Below are 15,387 nucleotides of genomic sequence, written 5' to 3'. Positions count from 1 at the left end.
CACCATGACGGCGACATTCCGGCGTCGCGCCCCGGTCGACCTGCCGGGGCCGGACGGCGACAACACGATCGCCCGCGAGCCGCTGTGGCACGCGTACGGCACCGGTGACGACGACCCCCGGCCGCCGTCCTGGGCCGGGGACCCGACACCGCCGCCCGAGGCGCACGTGCCGCCGCCGCCACCGGCGTCCGTCCGGGACGGGAAGGCCGCGGCGCTGCCGGTCGGCACCGTGGACCTGCTGGAGCGCGCCCCGTACCCGTACGGCCGGATCACCGGCGGGCCCGCCGGGGCGGACCGGCTGTGGCACGCGCTGGTCGCCTCGTTCGGCGTGCACCGGCGCGAACCCGACAACCCCTTCAACGACCACCGCGGGTACGCCTCGCCGCGCTGCCTGTTCCCGGTGTCGGTGTTCGCCGGCGCCGGCGACCGGTGGCGGCTGCTCGATCCCGGCCGGCACACCACGGTCGAACTCGCGGGCGCCGGGCGGCCGGACGGGGCGGCCGATCTCGTACTGGCCGGGCGGTACACCGCCATTCCCCGGTCCTACCAGTGGTTCCGCGGATCGCTCGTCAACCTCGAACTCGGCATCGCGCTGCGGGCGCTGGCCCTCGGGCTCGACCTCTTCGGGCTGGAGGGGCGGCTGGCCCTGCCGGACACCGGCGCCGGCGGGCTGCTGGCCTCGCTCGGACTCGCGCCGGGGGAGTGGTCGCTGCCGCTGACCGTCCGGATGGGGGACGGGCGGCCGGCCGGCACCGCCCCGTCCGCCGAACCGGCGGGGGACGCGGTGGACCCCGAGGACGTGGCTCTCGCGGATCTGGTGCGGGTCAACCGGGCGCAGGCCTTCACCGGGCCGGCCGCGCCGCTGGGACCGGGTGCGCCGGACGGTGCCCTCGTCCCGCCCGGCGCGCCGTCCTGGGCGGAGCTGTTGTGGCGCCGCAACTCCGGCCGGATGCCCCGCGGCATGCACGGCATGACCGGCCGCCGCCGCCGGGTGCCGGCCGAGGCGCTCACCGACGCGCTGCGCTGGCTGCTCGTCCCGCCGCCCGGCGATCCGCTGGCCGCCGCGTTCGCCGGGGTCACCACGACGGTCGTGGTCCAGGACGTCGACGGGTACGCCGACGGTGTCCACCGGGTGCGCGACGGCGAGGCCGTCCTCGTGTCCGCGGACCCGGGGGCGCCGGCGAAGCTGGAGGCGGAGTACGGCTACCCGCTGACCCCCGGGAACGGCTGCGCGCTGCGCCACGCGTCCATGATCTGGTATCTGAGCGTCCGGCCGCGGGACCTGACGGCCCGGCTCGGCCCCGCGGGGTGGACCGCGTCCCAGTACGTGACCGGCTGGGCCGCGCACGGGCTGTGCCTCGCCGCCGCGTCCGCCGGGCTGTTCGCCCGGCCGGTGCGTGCCTACCGGGAGATCCCCACACAGCGAATTCTCGGCCTGGACCCGGACGACATGATCGTGCTCTCGGTGGTCGTCGGCTCGCCCCGGCCGTCCGGTGCGACGCTCCTGGACCTGCGGCTGTGAGTCCCGACGTAATCCCGACGAACACGAGGAGGACCGGATGACCGGACCCCTGCCGACGGTGGCCGCCACCGTGTGGAGCCCGTGGCACCTGCACCTGGCGTCGGACGCCCGGACGCTCGCCGACCGCGTGGTCACCGACGTGGTGGCGCCGCTCGTCGCCGCCGTCGGCGACCGGCCGTGGTTCTTCATCCGCTACTGGCAGGCCGGACCGCACGTGCGGCTGCGTATCGGCGACCTCGACGAGTCGATGTTCGAATTCGTCGAGAACACCCTGCGCAAGCGCTTGGAGGCGGTCGGCGAACTCACCGGCGAGGAACGCCCGGTGTCCGAGGCCGACTACCGGGCCGGCGCGGCGCGGCTCGCGGCCGACCGGCGTGGAACCGACCGGGAGGTCGCCGAGCTGCTCGCCCCGGGCGTCCACCGGGCCCGCTACGAACCCGAGTACGAGCGCTACGGCGGCGAACTCCTGATGCCGCGCACCGAACGGCTGTTCCAGCTGTCCAGCGAGCTCGTGGCCGGCATGCTGCCCCGCCTGACCGGCTCCGGCAAACGGGCGGCGGTAGCGCTGCGCGCCACGATGTCCGCCGCCGCCGCCCTGGGTGATACGGCCGCCCAGGCCGACTTCTACGCGCGCGGGCTGGCCGCGTGGCGCGACGCGGCCCTCGACAACGGCTTCCCGGCCGGGTATCTCGAGCAGCTGTGCCGCCCGGCCGCGGAGGCCGGTGCCGGGGCCCGGGTGGATCCCGCCGCACACGGCGCGTTCGCCGGGTGGCACACCGCGCTCCTGGAGCTCGCGCGTGCGGCGCGCCGCGGCGGCGGTCCGCACCCGGGCCGGATCGTGTCCTCGCACGTCCACATGATCCACAACCGGCTCGGCCTGGGCATGGCGGAGGAACTGCGCACCTACGCCTGGCTCGCCGGGTCACTGCCGGGCGCGGTCCCCTCGTGACGGCGCCCGCCCGGCCCCGGGTCCTGGTGGTCGGCGCGGGCATCGGCGGTCTCACCCTGGCCGCCGTGCTCACCCGCCTCGGCATTCCGTGCGAGGTCTACGAGCGGGCCGAACGGCTCACCGAGGCCGGCGCCGGGCTGCAGCTCGCCCCGAACGCCGTGCGCCCGCTGCTGCGGCTGGGCCTCGGCCCGGCGCTGCGCGAACACGGCGTACGGTTCGCGGCGAGCGAGGTACGCGGCCGGCGGGACGAGCCGATCGCCCGGACGGAGCTCGGGGACGACTGCGAACGCCGGTTCGCCGCACCGTGCTACGGGATGCACCGCCGGCACCTGCACGCCGCCCTGCGCGCGGCGGCCGGGCGGGCCCCGCTGCGGCTGGGACACCGCGTGGTCGGTGTCGAGGATCACGGCGAGGGCGCCCGCGTCGTGTTCGCCGACGGCTCGGACCGCTGGGCCGACCTCGTGGTGGGTGCCGACGGCATCCGTTCGGTGGTCCGTGGGTCGCTGGCCGACGACGCGCCGGTGTTCGCCGGGTTCGGCGCGTATCGTGCGCTGGTCCCGGCGGAACGGCTGCCGCGGGCCGCGCGCGAACCCGTCGTGCGCGTGTGGATGGGGCCGGGCCGGCATCTGGTGAGCTATCCGGTGGCCGGCGGCGGGCTGGTCGGCTTCGCCGCGATACTGCCGCTGGACGCGCCGCCCGCGGACCCCGTCGCCGAACCGGGCGGCCTGCGTGCCGCGTTCACCGGCTGGCGGGGTCTGGTGCCGGACCTCCTCGGAGCGGCGGACACGGTCCGGGTGTGGGCGCTGCAGGACCGTGAACCGCTGGCGCGCTGGGCCACCGGCCGGGTCACCGTACTCGGCGACGCCGCCCATCCGATGCTGCCGTTTCTGGCCCAGGGCGCCAACCAGGCCGTGGAGGACGCGGTGGAACTGGCCGCCGCCCTGGTGATGTGCGGCGGCGATGTCCCCGCCGCGCTCACCTGCTACGAGGCGGCACGCTCACCGCGCACCACGGCGATCCAGCGGCGGGCCCGCGAACACGCCGCCGCGCTGCACCTGCCCGACGGCCCCGGCCGGCGCGCCCGCGACGCCGCGCTCGGCCGTACGCCGGGGCTCGACGACCGGGCCTGGCTGTACGGCCACCGGGCCGGCGTGGTGCGGGTCCCGGCGTAGGGACCCCCTGGAGCCGGCCCGCCCGCGGCCCGCGCCGCTGGGGCAGCGGGCCGCGGGGGTACGTCACCAGGTGGGCTTCGGGAGTTTCGCGCTGGCCGCGAGAGCCCACTCGGGGCTGTTGGCCATGTGCCAGGTGTCGTCGGGCGGCGGTGTGGTGTCACCGGGGGCCCGCAGGCTGCCGAGCATGAAGTCGCCGACCGAGGACTCGCGCAGATAGTCCAGCCCCAGGACCCGTGCGGCCAGGTCGGCGTCGCCGTTGCCCAGACCGCACGGGGCCAGGCCCATCGCCGCGGCGACGAGGTACATCGTCTGGTACAGCACGCCGGTGTGGCGCAGCGTGGTGGCGTACGCGATGGCCCGGTACTTCCAGGACAGGCGCTGGAACCGCGAGGTGACGGTGAACAGCACGTCCGGCCGGTTCGGCAGGCCGGTGGACCGGGAGGCCACGGTGAACATGGCATGCCGGTCGGCCTCGTCGTCGTTGACGAGCACCAGACGGTGGGCGACGGGGTCGTAGTAGTAGATGCCCGCGGCCAGTCCGGCGCAGCGGCGGACCGACACGTACAGCTCGAGGTCGTAGGCGGCACCGCCCGTGGGGTAGGGCCGGGCCGCGACCTCGTCGCCGCCCCCGTCCCCCGGGACGTGACGGGCGCGGACCCGGCCCACCCGGTAGAGGAACTCGCCGAGCTGGTCCGCGGTCATCGGCTCGTCGTCGTACTCCCGCACCGACCGCCGGCCCTCGAGGGCGACGGTGAGCGCCGGGTCGCGGGCCAGCAGTTCGTCGAGCGCGGGCCGGTAGAGCGGCACGGCCGGGCCGGACGGGGGCTCCTTCACGGCCGGTCGCGGTTCGATCTGCCCGGTGTACGGATACACCGCGCCGAACGGGTCGTCATAGCGCCCCGACCGGATCCGGGAGTGGAACAGCAGGTCATGGAAGTCCCACTGCCGCAGGGTGGGATCGGCGTCGGAGCGGAACCGGCCGTCCGGTCCGGCCGCCTCGAGGAGATCGAGCCCGATCAGGTGGCCGAGCAGCGCGGTGACGTCGTCCGCAGAGTGACCGTCCGCGCCGGTGAGTTCCGGTACGGTCCGTGCGGTGCCGAGCGCGGCGACCAGATCGCGGGCGGCCCGGTGGACCAGGACGATCCGGACGGCGGTCAGCGGGGACTCCAGCACCAGCGCGCCGTCGCGGGAACGGCAGAACGCGAAGCGCGACAACCGCAGCGGAACGCCGGACGGCACGTCGCCCGCCCGGGGGGCCACACCGCGTGCCGTCGGCTCGACCCGGGCCAGTTCCCGGCCGCCGGCCGTGATGCTCCACGTGAGCAGATGCCCGGCCCGGCCGAGGAACGAGGCCACCGAGGTACGCTCCGCCGGCGGCAGCGGGGCGAGCAGATCGGCCACCGGCGTGGGCTGTTCGGTCAGCCGGCTCAGCACACCACGCAGACCGTCGCGGACCGGGCGCAGCCGGATCGCTCCGGCCGGGCCGACCAGATCGGCGTGGTCACCGTCGAATTCCACCCGGACGCTGTCGCGGAAGGCGACGGCGCCGGCGGCAGGCGATTGCGTAGGCATGCCGCCGATGGTCCGTCCCGCCGTTGTGCCCGGACCAGCCCCGCGAGCTGATCGATGACCATTGTGTGCGGTGCGGTGACGATTGTCAGCGCGATGTGCCCACCGCCTGTACACGTTAACTCCCGGACCGCACAGTGCTGTCAGAGATCTTCGCTGTCGTACGAGGTGAAGGGGGTGACGATGTCCGCTGGACACCCTGGCACGGATCACCCGGAGCACTATGTGCACCGGATCCTGCACACGGCGGCCGGCCGCCCCGGTGCGGTGGCCCTGCGCCGCGACGGCCGGGCGGTGACGGCGGGTGAGTTCGCCGCATCGGTGACGGACGCCGCGGCGGCGCTGCGCCGCGCCGGTGTCGCCGCCGGCCGTATGGTGGCGATCCTCACCGTGCCGAGCCATCCGATGATGCTGACCGTGCGGTACGCGGCACACCTGCTCGGAGCGCCCGTCGTGCACATCCGGTCGATGAACCCCCGCTCGGACGCGGAGTCGCTGCCCGCCGATATCCAGGCCGAGGTGCTGCGCGCGACCGGCGCGCGGACTCTCGTGGTGGACGGGGACAACGCCGCGCGGGGCCGACTGCTGGCGGAGGCGGTGCCCGGGGTCACGGTCCTGGACGGACGGACCGGGCTGGGCCGTGACGGCGACCCGGTGCCGGAGCCCGCCCCGTACGACCGCGACGCGCTCGCGCTGATCGACTTCACCAGCGGCAGCACCAACCGGCCCAAGATGGTGCGCCAGTTGTTCGGCACCCGGCAGACGCACGTCGACCGGCTCGTCGCCGGCCTCGACCCGGACCGGCCGGCCACGCTGCTGTCGGTCACCCCGCTCAGCCACGCCGGCGCGCCACTGGTCGACGCCGTCCTCGCCGGCGGCGGCACGGTCGTGCTGCACGAGACCTTCGACGCCGGCGCCGTGCTGCGCGACATCGCCGAACTGCGGGTCACCGACGTCTATCTGGGGGTGCCGCACCTCTACCGGCTGCTGGAACACCCCGCGGCGGCACGGGCGGACCTCTCGTCGCTGAGGCAGCTGGTCTACAGCGCCACCCCGGCGGCACCGGCCCGGATCGCCGCGGCCGTGGAGATCTTCGGGGACCGGCTGATCCAGGTGTACGGGACGACCGAGGCCGGCGGCATCACCTGCCTGACGCCGCTCGACCACCGGGAACCCGAACTCCTCGGCACGGTCGGACGCCCGTTCCCGTGGGTGGATGTCGTACTGCGTGACCCGGACGGCGGCGGCGAGGTGCCGCGCGGCGCGATCGGCGAGGTGTACGTCAGGTCGCCCACCGTGACGGCCGGCTACCTCGGTGCCGGCGAGTCGCCGCGGGACGGCTGGCTGCGGACCGGTGACCTCGCCCGGTGGGACCGGCACGGCTATCTCAGGCTGACCGGCCGGGTCGGCCACATCGTCAAGAGCGCCGGCCTGAAGATCTACCCGGCCGAGATCGAGCGGGTGCTGATCGCCCACCCGGCGGTGCACAACGCGACGGTGTACGGCGTCCGCGACGACGACTACGTCGAGCGGGTACACGCCGCCGTGGAGCCGAACGCCGGGGCGCACTGCGACCGCACGGTCCTCGCCGCCCACGTCGCGCAGGCGCTGTCGGCGATCCACGTCCCCTCGGCGATCACGGTATGGGAGCGGCTTCCGCTCCTCGACTCCGGCAAGCCCGACCTGCGCGCGATCCGGGCCGCCGACGCGAACGCCGAAGTGTCCATGAAAGGAGCCAGATGAACGCCCACAGCCATTTCGCCCGTTCGCTGCGTATGCGCCGGCTCTACCACCATGCCCCGACGGGCCTCATGGTGACGCCGCTGGACCATTCCGTCAGCGACGGACCGATCGTGCCGCGCGGCAGCTCGATCGACGCGCTCGCCGGCCAGCTGGCGGCGGCCGGTGTGGACGCGATCGTGGTGCACAAGGGCAGTCTGCGGCACATCTCCGTGGAGCGGTTCGCCCGGATGTCACTGATCGTCCACCTCAACGCGAGTACCGCGCAGGCTCCCGACCCCGACGCCAAGTACCTGGTGACGGGTGTCGAGGACGCGGTACGGATGGGCGCGGACGCGGTCAGCGTGCACGTCAACCTCGGATCGGCCGGTGAACGCCGGCAGATCGCCGACCTGGGCCGCGTCGCCGACGCCTGCGACCGGTGGAACCTGCCGCTGATGGCCATGGTGTACCCGCGCGGGCCCGGCATCGCCGACCCGCGCGACCCGGCCCTCGTCGCGCACGCCGTGACGATCGCGGCCGATCTCGGCGCCGACCTCGTCAAGACGGTGTTCACCGGCTCGTCGGCCGAGATGCTCGACATCACCTCGGCCAGTCCGGTTCCCGTCCTCGTCGCCGGCGGCCCGGCCGGGGCCGGCGAGGACACCGTGCTCGGGTTCGTCGGGGACGCGCTGGCCGGCGGGGCCGCCGGTGTCGCGATGGGCCGCAACATCTTCCAGTCCGCCGACCCGGGGCAACTGGCCGGGAAGGTCGCCCGGCTGGTGCACCGGTTCCCCGGTGATGACCTTGATGACCTGATCGGAGGACGGCACGATGACCGACGAAAAGCTGTGCTGGCTTGATATCCGTACGGCCGGCCCGGCCACCGGCGCCGTCGTCGAGGAGGCCGTGCACCAGCGCGTCGACGGCCTCGTCACGGACGACCCGGCGACCCTAGCGGGCCTGCCCCCCACGGTGCGCAAGGTGCTCGTGTTCCGCGGGGAACCCGGCGACGGTGTGGACTTCGGCGCGGCCGACATCGTGGTCCTGCCGGGCCCGACGGCGGCGCGCGCCGAGCTGACGGCGGCGTACCCCGGCGTCGAGTTCGGCCGGTTCGTCGAGATCGTCGACGCGGACACCCTGGAGGAGGCCTGCCGGTCCGCGCGCACCGAGCGGTGGAGCGTGCTGGACTTCCGCGATCCGACGAAGATCCCGCTGGAGATCGTCATCGCCGCGGCGGCCGGCGCGGACGGCACGATCGTGACCCTTGCCTCGGGCGTGGAGGAGGCCGAGATCATCTTCGGCGTGCTGGAACTCGGCTCCGACGGCGTGCTGATGCCGGCTCGCGCGGTCGGCGACGCCACGGCGCTGCGCCGGGCTGCGCTCGGCGGGGGCGGCGAGCTCACGCTCGTCGAACTGGAGGTGACCGGCAGCACGCACATCGGCATGGGAGAGCGCGCCTGCGTCGACACCTGCGCCTACCTCGGCCAGGACGAGGGCATCCTGGTCGGGTCCCACTCCAAGGGCATGATGCTGTGCGTGAGCGAGACCCATCCGCTGCCGTACATGCCGACCCGGCCGTTCCGGGTGAACGCCGGCGCGATCCACTCGTACACGCTGGCCGGAGCGGGGCGTACCCAGTACCTCAGCGAGCTGCGCTCGGGCGCGAAGGTACTGGCGGTGGACATCAAGGGACGCACCCGGCTCGTCGGCGTCGGCCGGGTGAAGATCGAGTCCCGGCCGCTCATCTCGATCGACGCGGTGGCCCCGAACGGCCGGACGGTCAATCTGATCCTGCAGGACGACTGGCACGTGCGGGTTCTCGGGCCGGGCGGGACCGTGCTCAACAGCACCGAACTGAGGCCCGGGGACAAGGTCCTGGGCTATCTGCCGACCGCCGACCGTCATGTCGGCTATCCGATCGGCGAGTTCTGTCTCGAGCAGTAGCCGGTGAGTCGTCTCCCGCGGCGCGGGAGACGACTCACGTCCACCCCAGCTTCGACGCCTTGACACCGAGTTCGAACCGGCTGGACGCGCCGAGCCGGTCGGCGAGTTCGGCGACCATGCGCCGTTCGGTGCGCAGGCCGATGCCGAGGGCGCGTGCGATGGTGTCGTCCTTCGCGCCGGTGGCCAGCAGCCGGATCAGCTCGCGCTCCTGCGGGGTGAGCCCGCAGTCGTGTACCTGCGGTGGCTCACCGAGGGCCGTCGCGTGCTCCCAGTACGAGTCGAACAGGGCGCGCAGGGGCAGCAGCAGGGCCGGGTTGGTCAGGACCAGTGCCGCCGACTCGCCCTCCTCCGTACTGTCGCCGACGACGGCGCACCGGCCGTCCATGATGATCAGCCGCATCGGCAGGGTCGGCACCGTGCGGATCTCGCCGCCGCGGTCGATGACCCAGTTCACGTGGTCGAGCGTGCCCCGCTCCCGGAGGATGCTGTCGAGGTACAGCGTGCGGAAGCGGACGCCGCGGGCCAGCGCGCGTTCGTTGATGGGCTTGGCCGCCTCGGCGCCGTCCTTGCTGAGCGTCTTGTCGGGGACGAAGGCGCCGACCTCCTGCCGCGTCTGCGCCGCGAGCATCTCCAGCCGGGTGCGGATCCGGTCCGCGCCGACCAGCCGCTCGGTCCCGGTGAGCCCCGCCTCGCCTTGTGCGGCGTACTCGGCCGCGAGGGTGGTCAGCGCCGCCCGGTGCTGTTCGATCCGCTGCTGCCGGACGGCGAGTTCGTGCTGTTCGCGCTGGATGAGTAACTCGAGGCCCAGCGTGGGGCTGACCGCCCGGTACCGGCCCTGCTGTTCCCACGAGGGGGCCAGCAGCGAGTGTTCCATCAGCCAGTCGACGGCTTCCTGCACCTGTTCCTCGTCGAGCGACAGATGGCCGGCCAGCGCCGACACGTCCTGTTCGCTGTGGAGCAGGATGGTGCGGTAGACGATGAGAGCAACTTGACTCGGCTCCATTGAAGCACCCAAGTGTCCCCCGGAGGCACTCAGTACGGAGGTATGGCCCCCGTTTGTCCCAAGTCGGTTCCTGATCGAGGTTCCCGTCCCGGATGTTAGCTGGATACCAACCAGTATGTGGACTGCTCCTGGAACTAAACCATCGACACGGAAGTGCAGCTTCCTGCCCGGCAGCATCCTGGTCGACATCCGGCCACCCGGACGGACCGATTCCGGGGTTGGCTTGGGGTATGTCACGTTGACAGTGATCCCGCGATCACGGGGGGGATCAGTCATGTATCTACGCGAGGAGAACAGCATGAGGAGCAGAACCGCTGCTCGACCGGCCGCCGTACTGCTTGCCGCCCTGACCTGCGCGGCGGCCCTGGCAGCAGCCGGCCCGGCGGTGACCGGAGGATCATGGGCCGCCCCCGGGGCCCATCGGGCGGGTCACGAGGCCGCGGCAGGTCCTGACCAGCGTTTCGCGGGCGGTGCCACCGGCATCACACCGGCCGAATGGTATTGGCCCGAGCCCCACGATGCCTGGATCAGTGACCTCGTCTGTGCTGTCGTTCCGGGCGAACACGCGTCCCACATCGACTGTGAAGGCACGGGGAACGCGGCCGTCTGACCCCGTCGGTGCGGCTTCGAGGGCCGATCAGGACACCGGGTGCCCAGGTATCACCCGGACCCCTGAGCCCGCGACAAGCCGCCTCCTGGCCTACGCCCTGAGTTCCGGGGCCTTCGTCTGAGGAGTCTCCCATCCCATGGAACAGCGTCTGCTGGAGGGGCTGGTCTTCCTGGTCGTCGACGGGACGACCGGCCCCGGCCGGACCATGGCCGTTCGGCTCTGTGCCCATGGGGCGCGGGTGGCCGTCGTCGGCGTCGTCCTCCCCGGACGGCCCGACGACGTGACGGCCGCCGCGGCACTGACCTGTCAGGAAATGACACGGCCCGGCCGGGTGGCACTGCCGTACCAGCTCGACCCGGCCGACGGCGACGCCGTCGGCCGGCTCCTGGCCGAGGTCTGGGAGGACCTCGGCCCGGTCTCGGCCGCTCTGGTGGTCGTCCCGCGGGACACGGAGTCCCCGGGCCCGCCCGCGGTCATCCGGACACTGTCGGCGCGTATCGCCGAGAGCCTCCCGGACGGCTGCCGCCATCTCGAGCTCGACCCGGGACGCGGCGGCCGGGACCGCCATGCGCTGTCGGCCCAGGACACCTGGGCCCAGCGAGTGCTCAAGCTGCTGGTCAACGGGCCGGAGCCGGACTCCCGCTGACCAGGCCGGATCGAATCGCGCTTCTCCGCGTCGACTTCCCATGGGGGACTTCCATGACCATACGCGTCGCCGTCGGCGGTGATCAGCCGCTCTTCCTCGAGGTACTCGCCAGAACCCTGGACACCGCGGACGACCTGGACGTCGTCGCCGTGGCACACGACTACGAGACGGTGCTGCCCACCGTGGAGCGGACCCGTCCTTCCGTCCTGTTGCTCGGCGAGACCACGCTGGGCGGCGAACCGCTCTGCCTCGCCTCCGCCGTGCGCACCACGCAGCCCGCGTGCGGGATCGCGCTCATGGTCGGCTCCGTCACACCGTCCGTGGTGGACCGGGCCGTCGCGGCCGGCGCGCTGGGCATCGTGCCGAAGACGGCGCGATTCTCCCAACTCGTCACCACCGTCAGGGGGGTGGCCGGCGGCTGCCTCACCGTGCATCCGGCGCTCTTCCAGTCCACGAGGGCCACCCCGTCCTCGCTCAGCGTCCGTGAGGTGGACGTGCTCCGTCTCACCGGCGGCGGCGCCACCGTCAAGGAGATCGCCGCACAGCTCTACCTGGCGTCGGGGACGGTGCGCAACCTCACGTCCTCCGCCATGAAGAAGCTCGGCGGACGCAACCGCTTCGACGCGGCGCGCATCGCCGGCGAGCAGGGCTGGCTGTAGCGGCGACGCCGGTGGCCGCGCGGGGGCCGGCGGTGCCTACCCGGCGGCCCGCAGTCTGGAGAGGTCGATCTTCCCGGCCGCGGTGAGCGGCAGCTGCGGCCACACGGTGATGCGGTCCGGCGCGTACTCCGGCGTCAGCGACGCGGCGACGTACTCCCGCAGGTCGCACAGCGCCCGGCCGGCGGCGCCGTGCAGCTCCACGGCCGCGTGCACCCACTCGACGTAGTCGCGGTCCCGTACGGCGTAGACCGCGGCCTGTCGCACCTCGGGGTGGCGCAGCAGCACCCGTTCGATCGTCGCCGGGTCGAGCTTGAGCCCGCCGCGCTTGATGACGCCGCCGGTCCGCCCGGTGAGCCGCAGATAGCCGTACCGGTCCCAGCGGCCCAGGTCGCCGGTGCGCAGCCAGCCGTCCCGGAACCCCGCCTCCGCCGAGGCGGGGTCGCCGAGATAACCTGCCGCGACCGTGGGGGACTTCACCCACACCTCACCGGTCCGGCCGCGCTCGACCGGTGCGCCGGTCGCGGGGGCGCGGATCTCGACGCGTACCCACGGGAACGGCCTCCCGGCCGAGCCCAGCAGCGCCGGCTCCCGGTGGTCCAGGGGATTGAGGCTGCTGATCCCCCCGGCCTCGGCGGTGCCGTACACCTGGGTCAGCACGTCTCCGAACACCTCGACGGCCCGGGCCACACGGGCGGGAGCGGCCGGGGTGCCGCTGTAGGTGATGCGGCGCAGCGCCGAGAAGTCCGCCGCGGCCGTGCGGGGATGGTCGAGCAGCCGGTAGAGGTGGGGGACGCCGAGGTAGATGTCGGTGACCCGGAACCTTGCCGTCGCGTCGAGCACCGCGTCCGCGTCGAAGGTGTCGTGGAGCACCAGGGTGCCGCCGCGCGCCAGCACGGCGTCGGCCATCGGCGCGGTGGTGTGGCTGACCGGGGTGACCGACAGCAGGGTCGCGGGTCCGGCCGGATCGAGGCCCGCGGCGAGCCGGCCGACCAGTTCCGCCCGGTTCGTGTACAGCTGCCGTACCAGCTTGGGCCGTCCGGTGCTGCCATGGGTGAAGTCGACGGTGGCGACGGCGCCCGGCGCCGGCGGGACGGGCGCCGGGATCCGGGTGACGGGGCCGGACCCGATGCCCACGACGGTGGTGTCCGGGACGCGTACCGCCAGCCATCCGGCGCGCCGGGCGCTGTGCTCGTCGACGAGAAGGACCCGTGCCCGGGTGGCTCGCAGCAGTTCGGCCTGCACCGCCAGCCGTGCGGCGTCGGCATGCGTCCTGGGGTTGCCCGAACGGATGTGAACGCAGGTGGCGCCGAGCAGGTGGACGGCGTAGCGGGCGCTCAGCATCGGCGGCCGGTTCGGCTCGGTGAGCACGGCGACGGTGTCACCGGGCCCGACGCGGTTCTCCCGCAGCCGGGCGGCGGTGGCGAGCACCGAGCCGAGCAGCTCGCCCGCCGTCGTCGCGCCGCCGCGGCCGTGCACGACCGGGCGGCCGGGGTCCCGCTCGAGCGCCCGCAGGATCGTGTGTACGCCGTGGTCACCGTTGATGGCCCTCACCCCTTTGGTCCCGGCCGCCGAGCGAGTGGATCCGTCGCTACACGATCTCCATCTGCGCCATCATGCCCATCGCACTGTGGTCGATCATGTGGCAGTGATACGGGAACACCCCGCGGTGGCTGTCGAAGGTGAGCTGCAGGCGGACGGACTGCCCCGGGAAGAGGAACACCGTGTCCTTGCGCCCGGCCTCCGCCGGTGGCACCGGCTGTCCGTCCCGTTCCAGGATGCGGAACTGCACCAGATGCGTGTGGAAGTTGTGCGGGATCGTCTCGCTGGTGTTGGTGACCGTCCAGACCTCGGTGGTGCCCCAGGCGATCGTGGTGTCGATGCGGTCCGGGTCGAAGGTCTTTTCGTTGATGTACGCCATGTGTCCCGTACCCGGCTCGTCCATCCGCAGGGTGAAGGAGCGCTCGACGGTCGGCTCCGGCAGCGCCGGGTAGGCGGCCAGCGTGGCCGGCACCGTGCTGCGGTCGGGCGCGGGGTCGCCCACGTCGAAGCGCATCACGGAGCCGACCTGGTCCGTCGGGCCGGGGCCGATGAGGTTCTGCAGCAGCAGCTGGGTGCCCGGCGCGTAGCGGGAGAAGTCGATGACGAAGTCGGCGCGCTCCCCGGGGGACAGGACCAGTACCTGGGTGGACACCGGCGCCTCGAGCAGCCCGCCGTCGGCGCCGATCTGGACGATCTCCCCGCCGTCGGACAGGCACAGGACGAAGACGCGCAGGTTGGCGGAGTTCACCATGCGGAAGCGGTACTTGCGGGCCTTGACGCGCATCCGGGGCCAGGGCCGGCCGTTCACCAGGATCGTCGAGCGGTTCTCCGCGTCGCCCATCGCGTAGACCATGGCCCCCTGATCGTCGAACCGGGCGTCGCGGACCATCAGGGGGACGTCGAACTCCCCGGACGGCAGGCCGAGCGCGTCCTCGTCCCGGTCGCCGAGCAGGTACAGCCCGGACAGGCCGCGGTAGACGTGCTCCGCCTCCATGTGGTGGGCGTGGTCGTGGGTCCACAGGGTGGCCGCGGGCTGCCGGTTGTCGTAGACGTACGTCTTCGTCGCGCCCGGCGCGATGGTGTCCATCGCCCCGCCGTCGCTCTCCATCGGGTTCGCGCCGCCGTGCAGATGGACCGAGACCGGGGTGTCGAGCGCGTTGGTCTGCCGGACCACTGCCCGGCGTCCGGAGCGGGCCCGGACGGTGGGGCCGGGGAACGAGCCGTTGTAGGCCAGGACCTCGGTGCGGGTGCCCGGCAGGATCTCGCGGAAGACCCGCGAGGCGGTGACCGCGTAGTAGTCGGTCGTCGCGGTGCTGCGGTACGGCCTGAGCCGCGGCGGCACGGTGAGCGGCACGGAGAACTGGGCCACCCCCGCCGCGGCGGGGGTGGCGGCCCTGGCGGGCGGGACGGCGGCGAGCGTCTCTGCCAGGGCGCCGGCCGATCCGACGGCTCCGACGGCTCCGGCCGTGAGGCCCAGACGTATCGCATGACGGCGAGTGAACACGAGGAGTCCTTGGGTTGAGACACCGGCAGATTCCGGCTGGTCCCGGGGAGGGGGGACCCCGGGACCACCCGCGACCACGAGCATGACGGCCGGAGCCGCCGAATTCGCGGTTCCCGAAGGAATCATGACCGCCGTAATGCCCGGCGATGATAAGTGTCAGCAGCCGCCCGCGAGTACTGGTCCGAACACCGCCGACTCAGCACGATGAATTCCGCAGTCACTCGACTGCGATCGAATTCCGAAAGGATTCCGAAATGATGGACCAGATCAAGGACGTGGACGTCTTCGAGGCGTTCGACATCGACGAGCTCGAGACCCTCGAGGTCGCGCAGGGTGTCGCCCTGCCCGAGATGGGCGCCTCCAGCGGCTCGATCGGCACCTCGTCCTCGTCCAGCTCCACCTGCTCGGCCTGCTGACAAGCGGAACCAGGTGCGTGCCCACCCGACTCGTCAGAGGCGGGTGGGCACCGCCGCGTTCACGGCGCGGTGGACGCGCGCGACGGCCCCCCGGCCGAGGAAGGCGGCCGGGGGGCCGGGCTGTGGGCGGCG

At 73.3% G+C, this 15,387-nt stretch carries 13 protein-coding genes; 9 read left to right on the top strand and 4 right to left on the bottom strand.

What is annotated here, in order from left to right:
* Window positions 1–4: 4 nt before the first annotated feature.
* The 3 genes from SRB5_RS13195 to SRB5_RS13185 are packed head-to-tail and all read left to right on the top strand — an operon-like array spanning window position 5 to window position 3,643.
* Complete coding sequence (locus SRB5_RS13195) at window positions 5–1,522, top strand: hypothetical protein (protein ID WP_153452117.1); 1,518 nt, start codon at window positions 5–7, stop codon at window positions 1,520–1,522.
* Between the two features lie 37 nt (window positions 1,523–1,559).
* On the top strand, window positions 1,560–2,471 hold the full coding sequence (locus SRB5_RS13190; protein ID WP_153452116.1) for a thiopeptide-type bacteriocin biosynthesis protein: 912 nt from the start codon (window positions 1,560–1,562) through the stop codon (window positions 2,469–2,471).
* Entirely contained in the window at window positions 2,468–3,643 is a 1,176-nt protein-coding gene (locus SRB5_RS13185; RefSeq protein WP_323377853.1) for an FAD-dependent monooxygenase, read from the top strand. Before SRB5_RS13190 ends, SRB5_RS13185 begins: the two co-directional genes overlap by 4 nt.
* A 63-nt stretch (window positions 3,644–3,706) precedes the next feature.
* Here SRB5_RS13185 and SRB5_RS13180 read toward each other — a convergent pair whose 3' ends face one another.
* Window positions 3,707–5,215 (bottom strand): SagB/ThcOx family dehydrogenase, encoded by a 1,509-nt coding sequence (locus tag SRB5_RS13180; protein ID WP_153452114.1) that lies wholly within the window; start codon window positions 5,213–5,215, stop codon window positions 3,707–3,709.
* Between the two features lie 180 nt (window positions 5,216–5,395).
* Here SRB5_RS13180 and SRB5_RS13175 point away from each other — a divergent pair, with 180 nt between their 5' ends.
* The 3 genes from SRB5_RS13175 to SRB5_RS13165 are packed head-to-tail and all read left to right on the top strand — an operon-like array spanning window position 5,396 to window position 8,878.
* Window positions 5,396–6,955 (top strand): class I adenylate-forming enzyme family protein, encoded by a 1,560-nt coding sequence (locus SRB5_RS13175; RefSeq protein WP_153452112.1) that lies wholly within the window; start codon window positions 5,396–5,398, stop codon window positions 6,953–6,955.
* Window positions 6,952–7,794, top strand: coding sequence for a 2-amino-3,7-dideoxy-D-threo-hept-6-ulosonate synthase (locus tag SRB5_RS13170; protein WP_153452110.1), 843 nt, complete (start codon window positions 6,952–6,954; stop codon window positions 7,792–7,794). Before SRB5_RS13175 ends, SRB5_RS13170 begins: the two co-directional genes overlap by 4 nt.
* Complete coding sequence (locus SRB5_RS13165; protein WP_153452109.1) at window positions 7,766–8,878, top strand: 3-dehydroquinate synthase II family protein; 1,113 nt, start codon at window positions 7,766–7,768, stop codon at window positions 8,876–8,878. Before SRB5_RS13170 ends, SRB5_RS13165 begins: the two co-directional genes overlap by 29 nt.
* Before the next feature lie 34 nt (window positions 8,879–8,912).
* On the opposite strand, the gene SRB5_RS13160 is transcribed toward SRB5_RS13165, so the two are convergent.
* A complete protein-coding gene (locus SRB5_RS13160; RefSeq protein WP_153452107.1) occupies window positions 8,913–9,881 on the bottom strand; it encodes a helix-turn-helix transcriptional regulator in 969 nt (322 codons plus the stop codon).
* Between the two features lie 746 nt (window positions 9,882–10,627).
* Here SRB5_RS13160 and SRB5_RS13155 point away from each other — a divergent pair.
* A complete protein-coding gene (locus tag SRB5_RS13155) occupies window positions 10,628–11,137 on the top strand; it encodes a Rossmann-fold NAD(P)-binding domain-containing protein (RefSeq protein ID WP_153452105.1) in 510 nt (169 codons plus the stop codon).
* A 53-nt stretch (window positions 11,138–11,190) separates the two neighbouring features.
* The gene (locus tag SRB5_RS13150; RefSeq protein WP_153452104.1) at window positions 11,191–11,796 is read left to right on the top strand and encodes a response regulator transcription factor; all 606 of its coding nucleotides are present in this window, start codon (window positions 11,191–11,193) and stop codon (window positions 11,794–11,796) included.
* A gap of 36 nt (window positions 11,797–11,832) precedes the next feature.
* Here SRB5_RS13150 and SRB5_RS13145 read toward each other — a convergent pair whose 3' ends face one another.
* Window positions 11,833–13,347, bottom strand: coding sequence for a class I adenylate-forming enzyme family protein (locus SRB5_RS13145; RefSeq protein ID WP_323377852.1), 1,515 nt, complete (start codon window positions 13,345–13,347; stop codon window positions 11,833–11,835).
* A gap of 37 nt (window positions 13,348–13,384) precedes the next feature.
* On the bottom strand, window positions 13,385–14,839 hold the full coding sequence (locus tag SRB5_RS13140) for a multicopper oxidase family protein (protein WP_323377851.1): 1,455 nt from the start codon (window positions 14,837–14,839) through the stop codon (window positions 13,385–13,387).
* A 254-nt stretch (window positions 14,840–15,093) separates the two neighbouring features.
* On the opposite strand from SRB5_RS13140, the gene SRB5_RS13135 reads away from it, so the two are divergent.
* Window positions 15,094–15,255: a thiazolylpeptide-type bacteriocin gene (locus SRB5_RS13135; protein WP_153452100.1), complete on the top strand. Its 162-nt coding sequence runs from the start codon at window positions 15,094–15,096 to the stop codon at window positions 15,253–15,255.
* The last annotated feature ends 132 nt before the right edge of the window (window positions 15,256–15,387 follow it).

The organism is Streptomyces smaragdinus, assembly GCF_009604385.1.
Classification (GTDB): Bacteria; Actinomycetota; Actinomycetes; order Streptomycetales; family Streptomycetaceae; genus Streptomyces; species Streptomyces smaragdinus.
The sequence above is the reverse complement of the archived record's forward strand: the minus strand, read 5'-3'. Positions and strand labels throughout refer to the sequence as shown.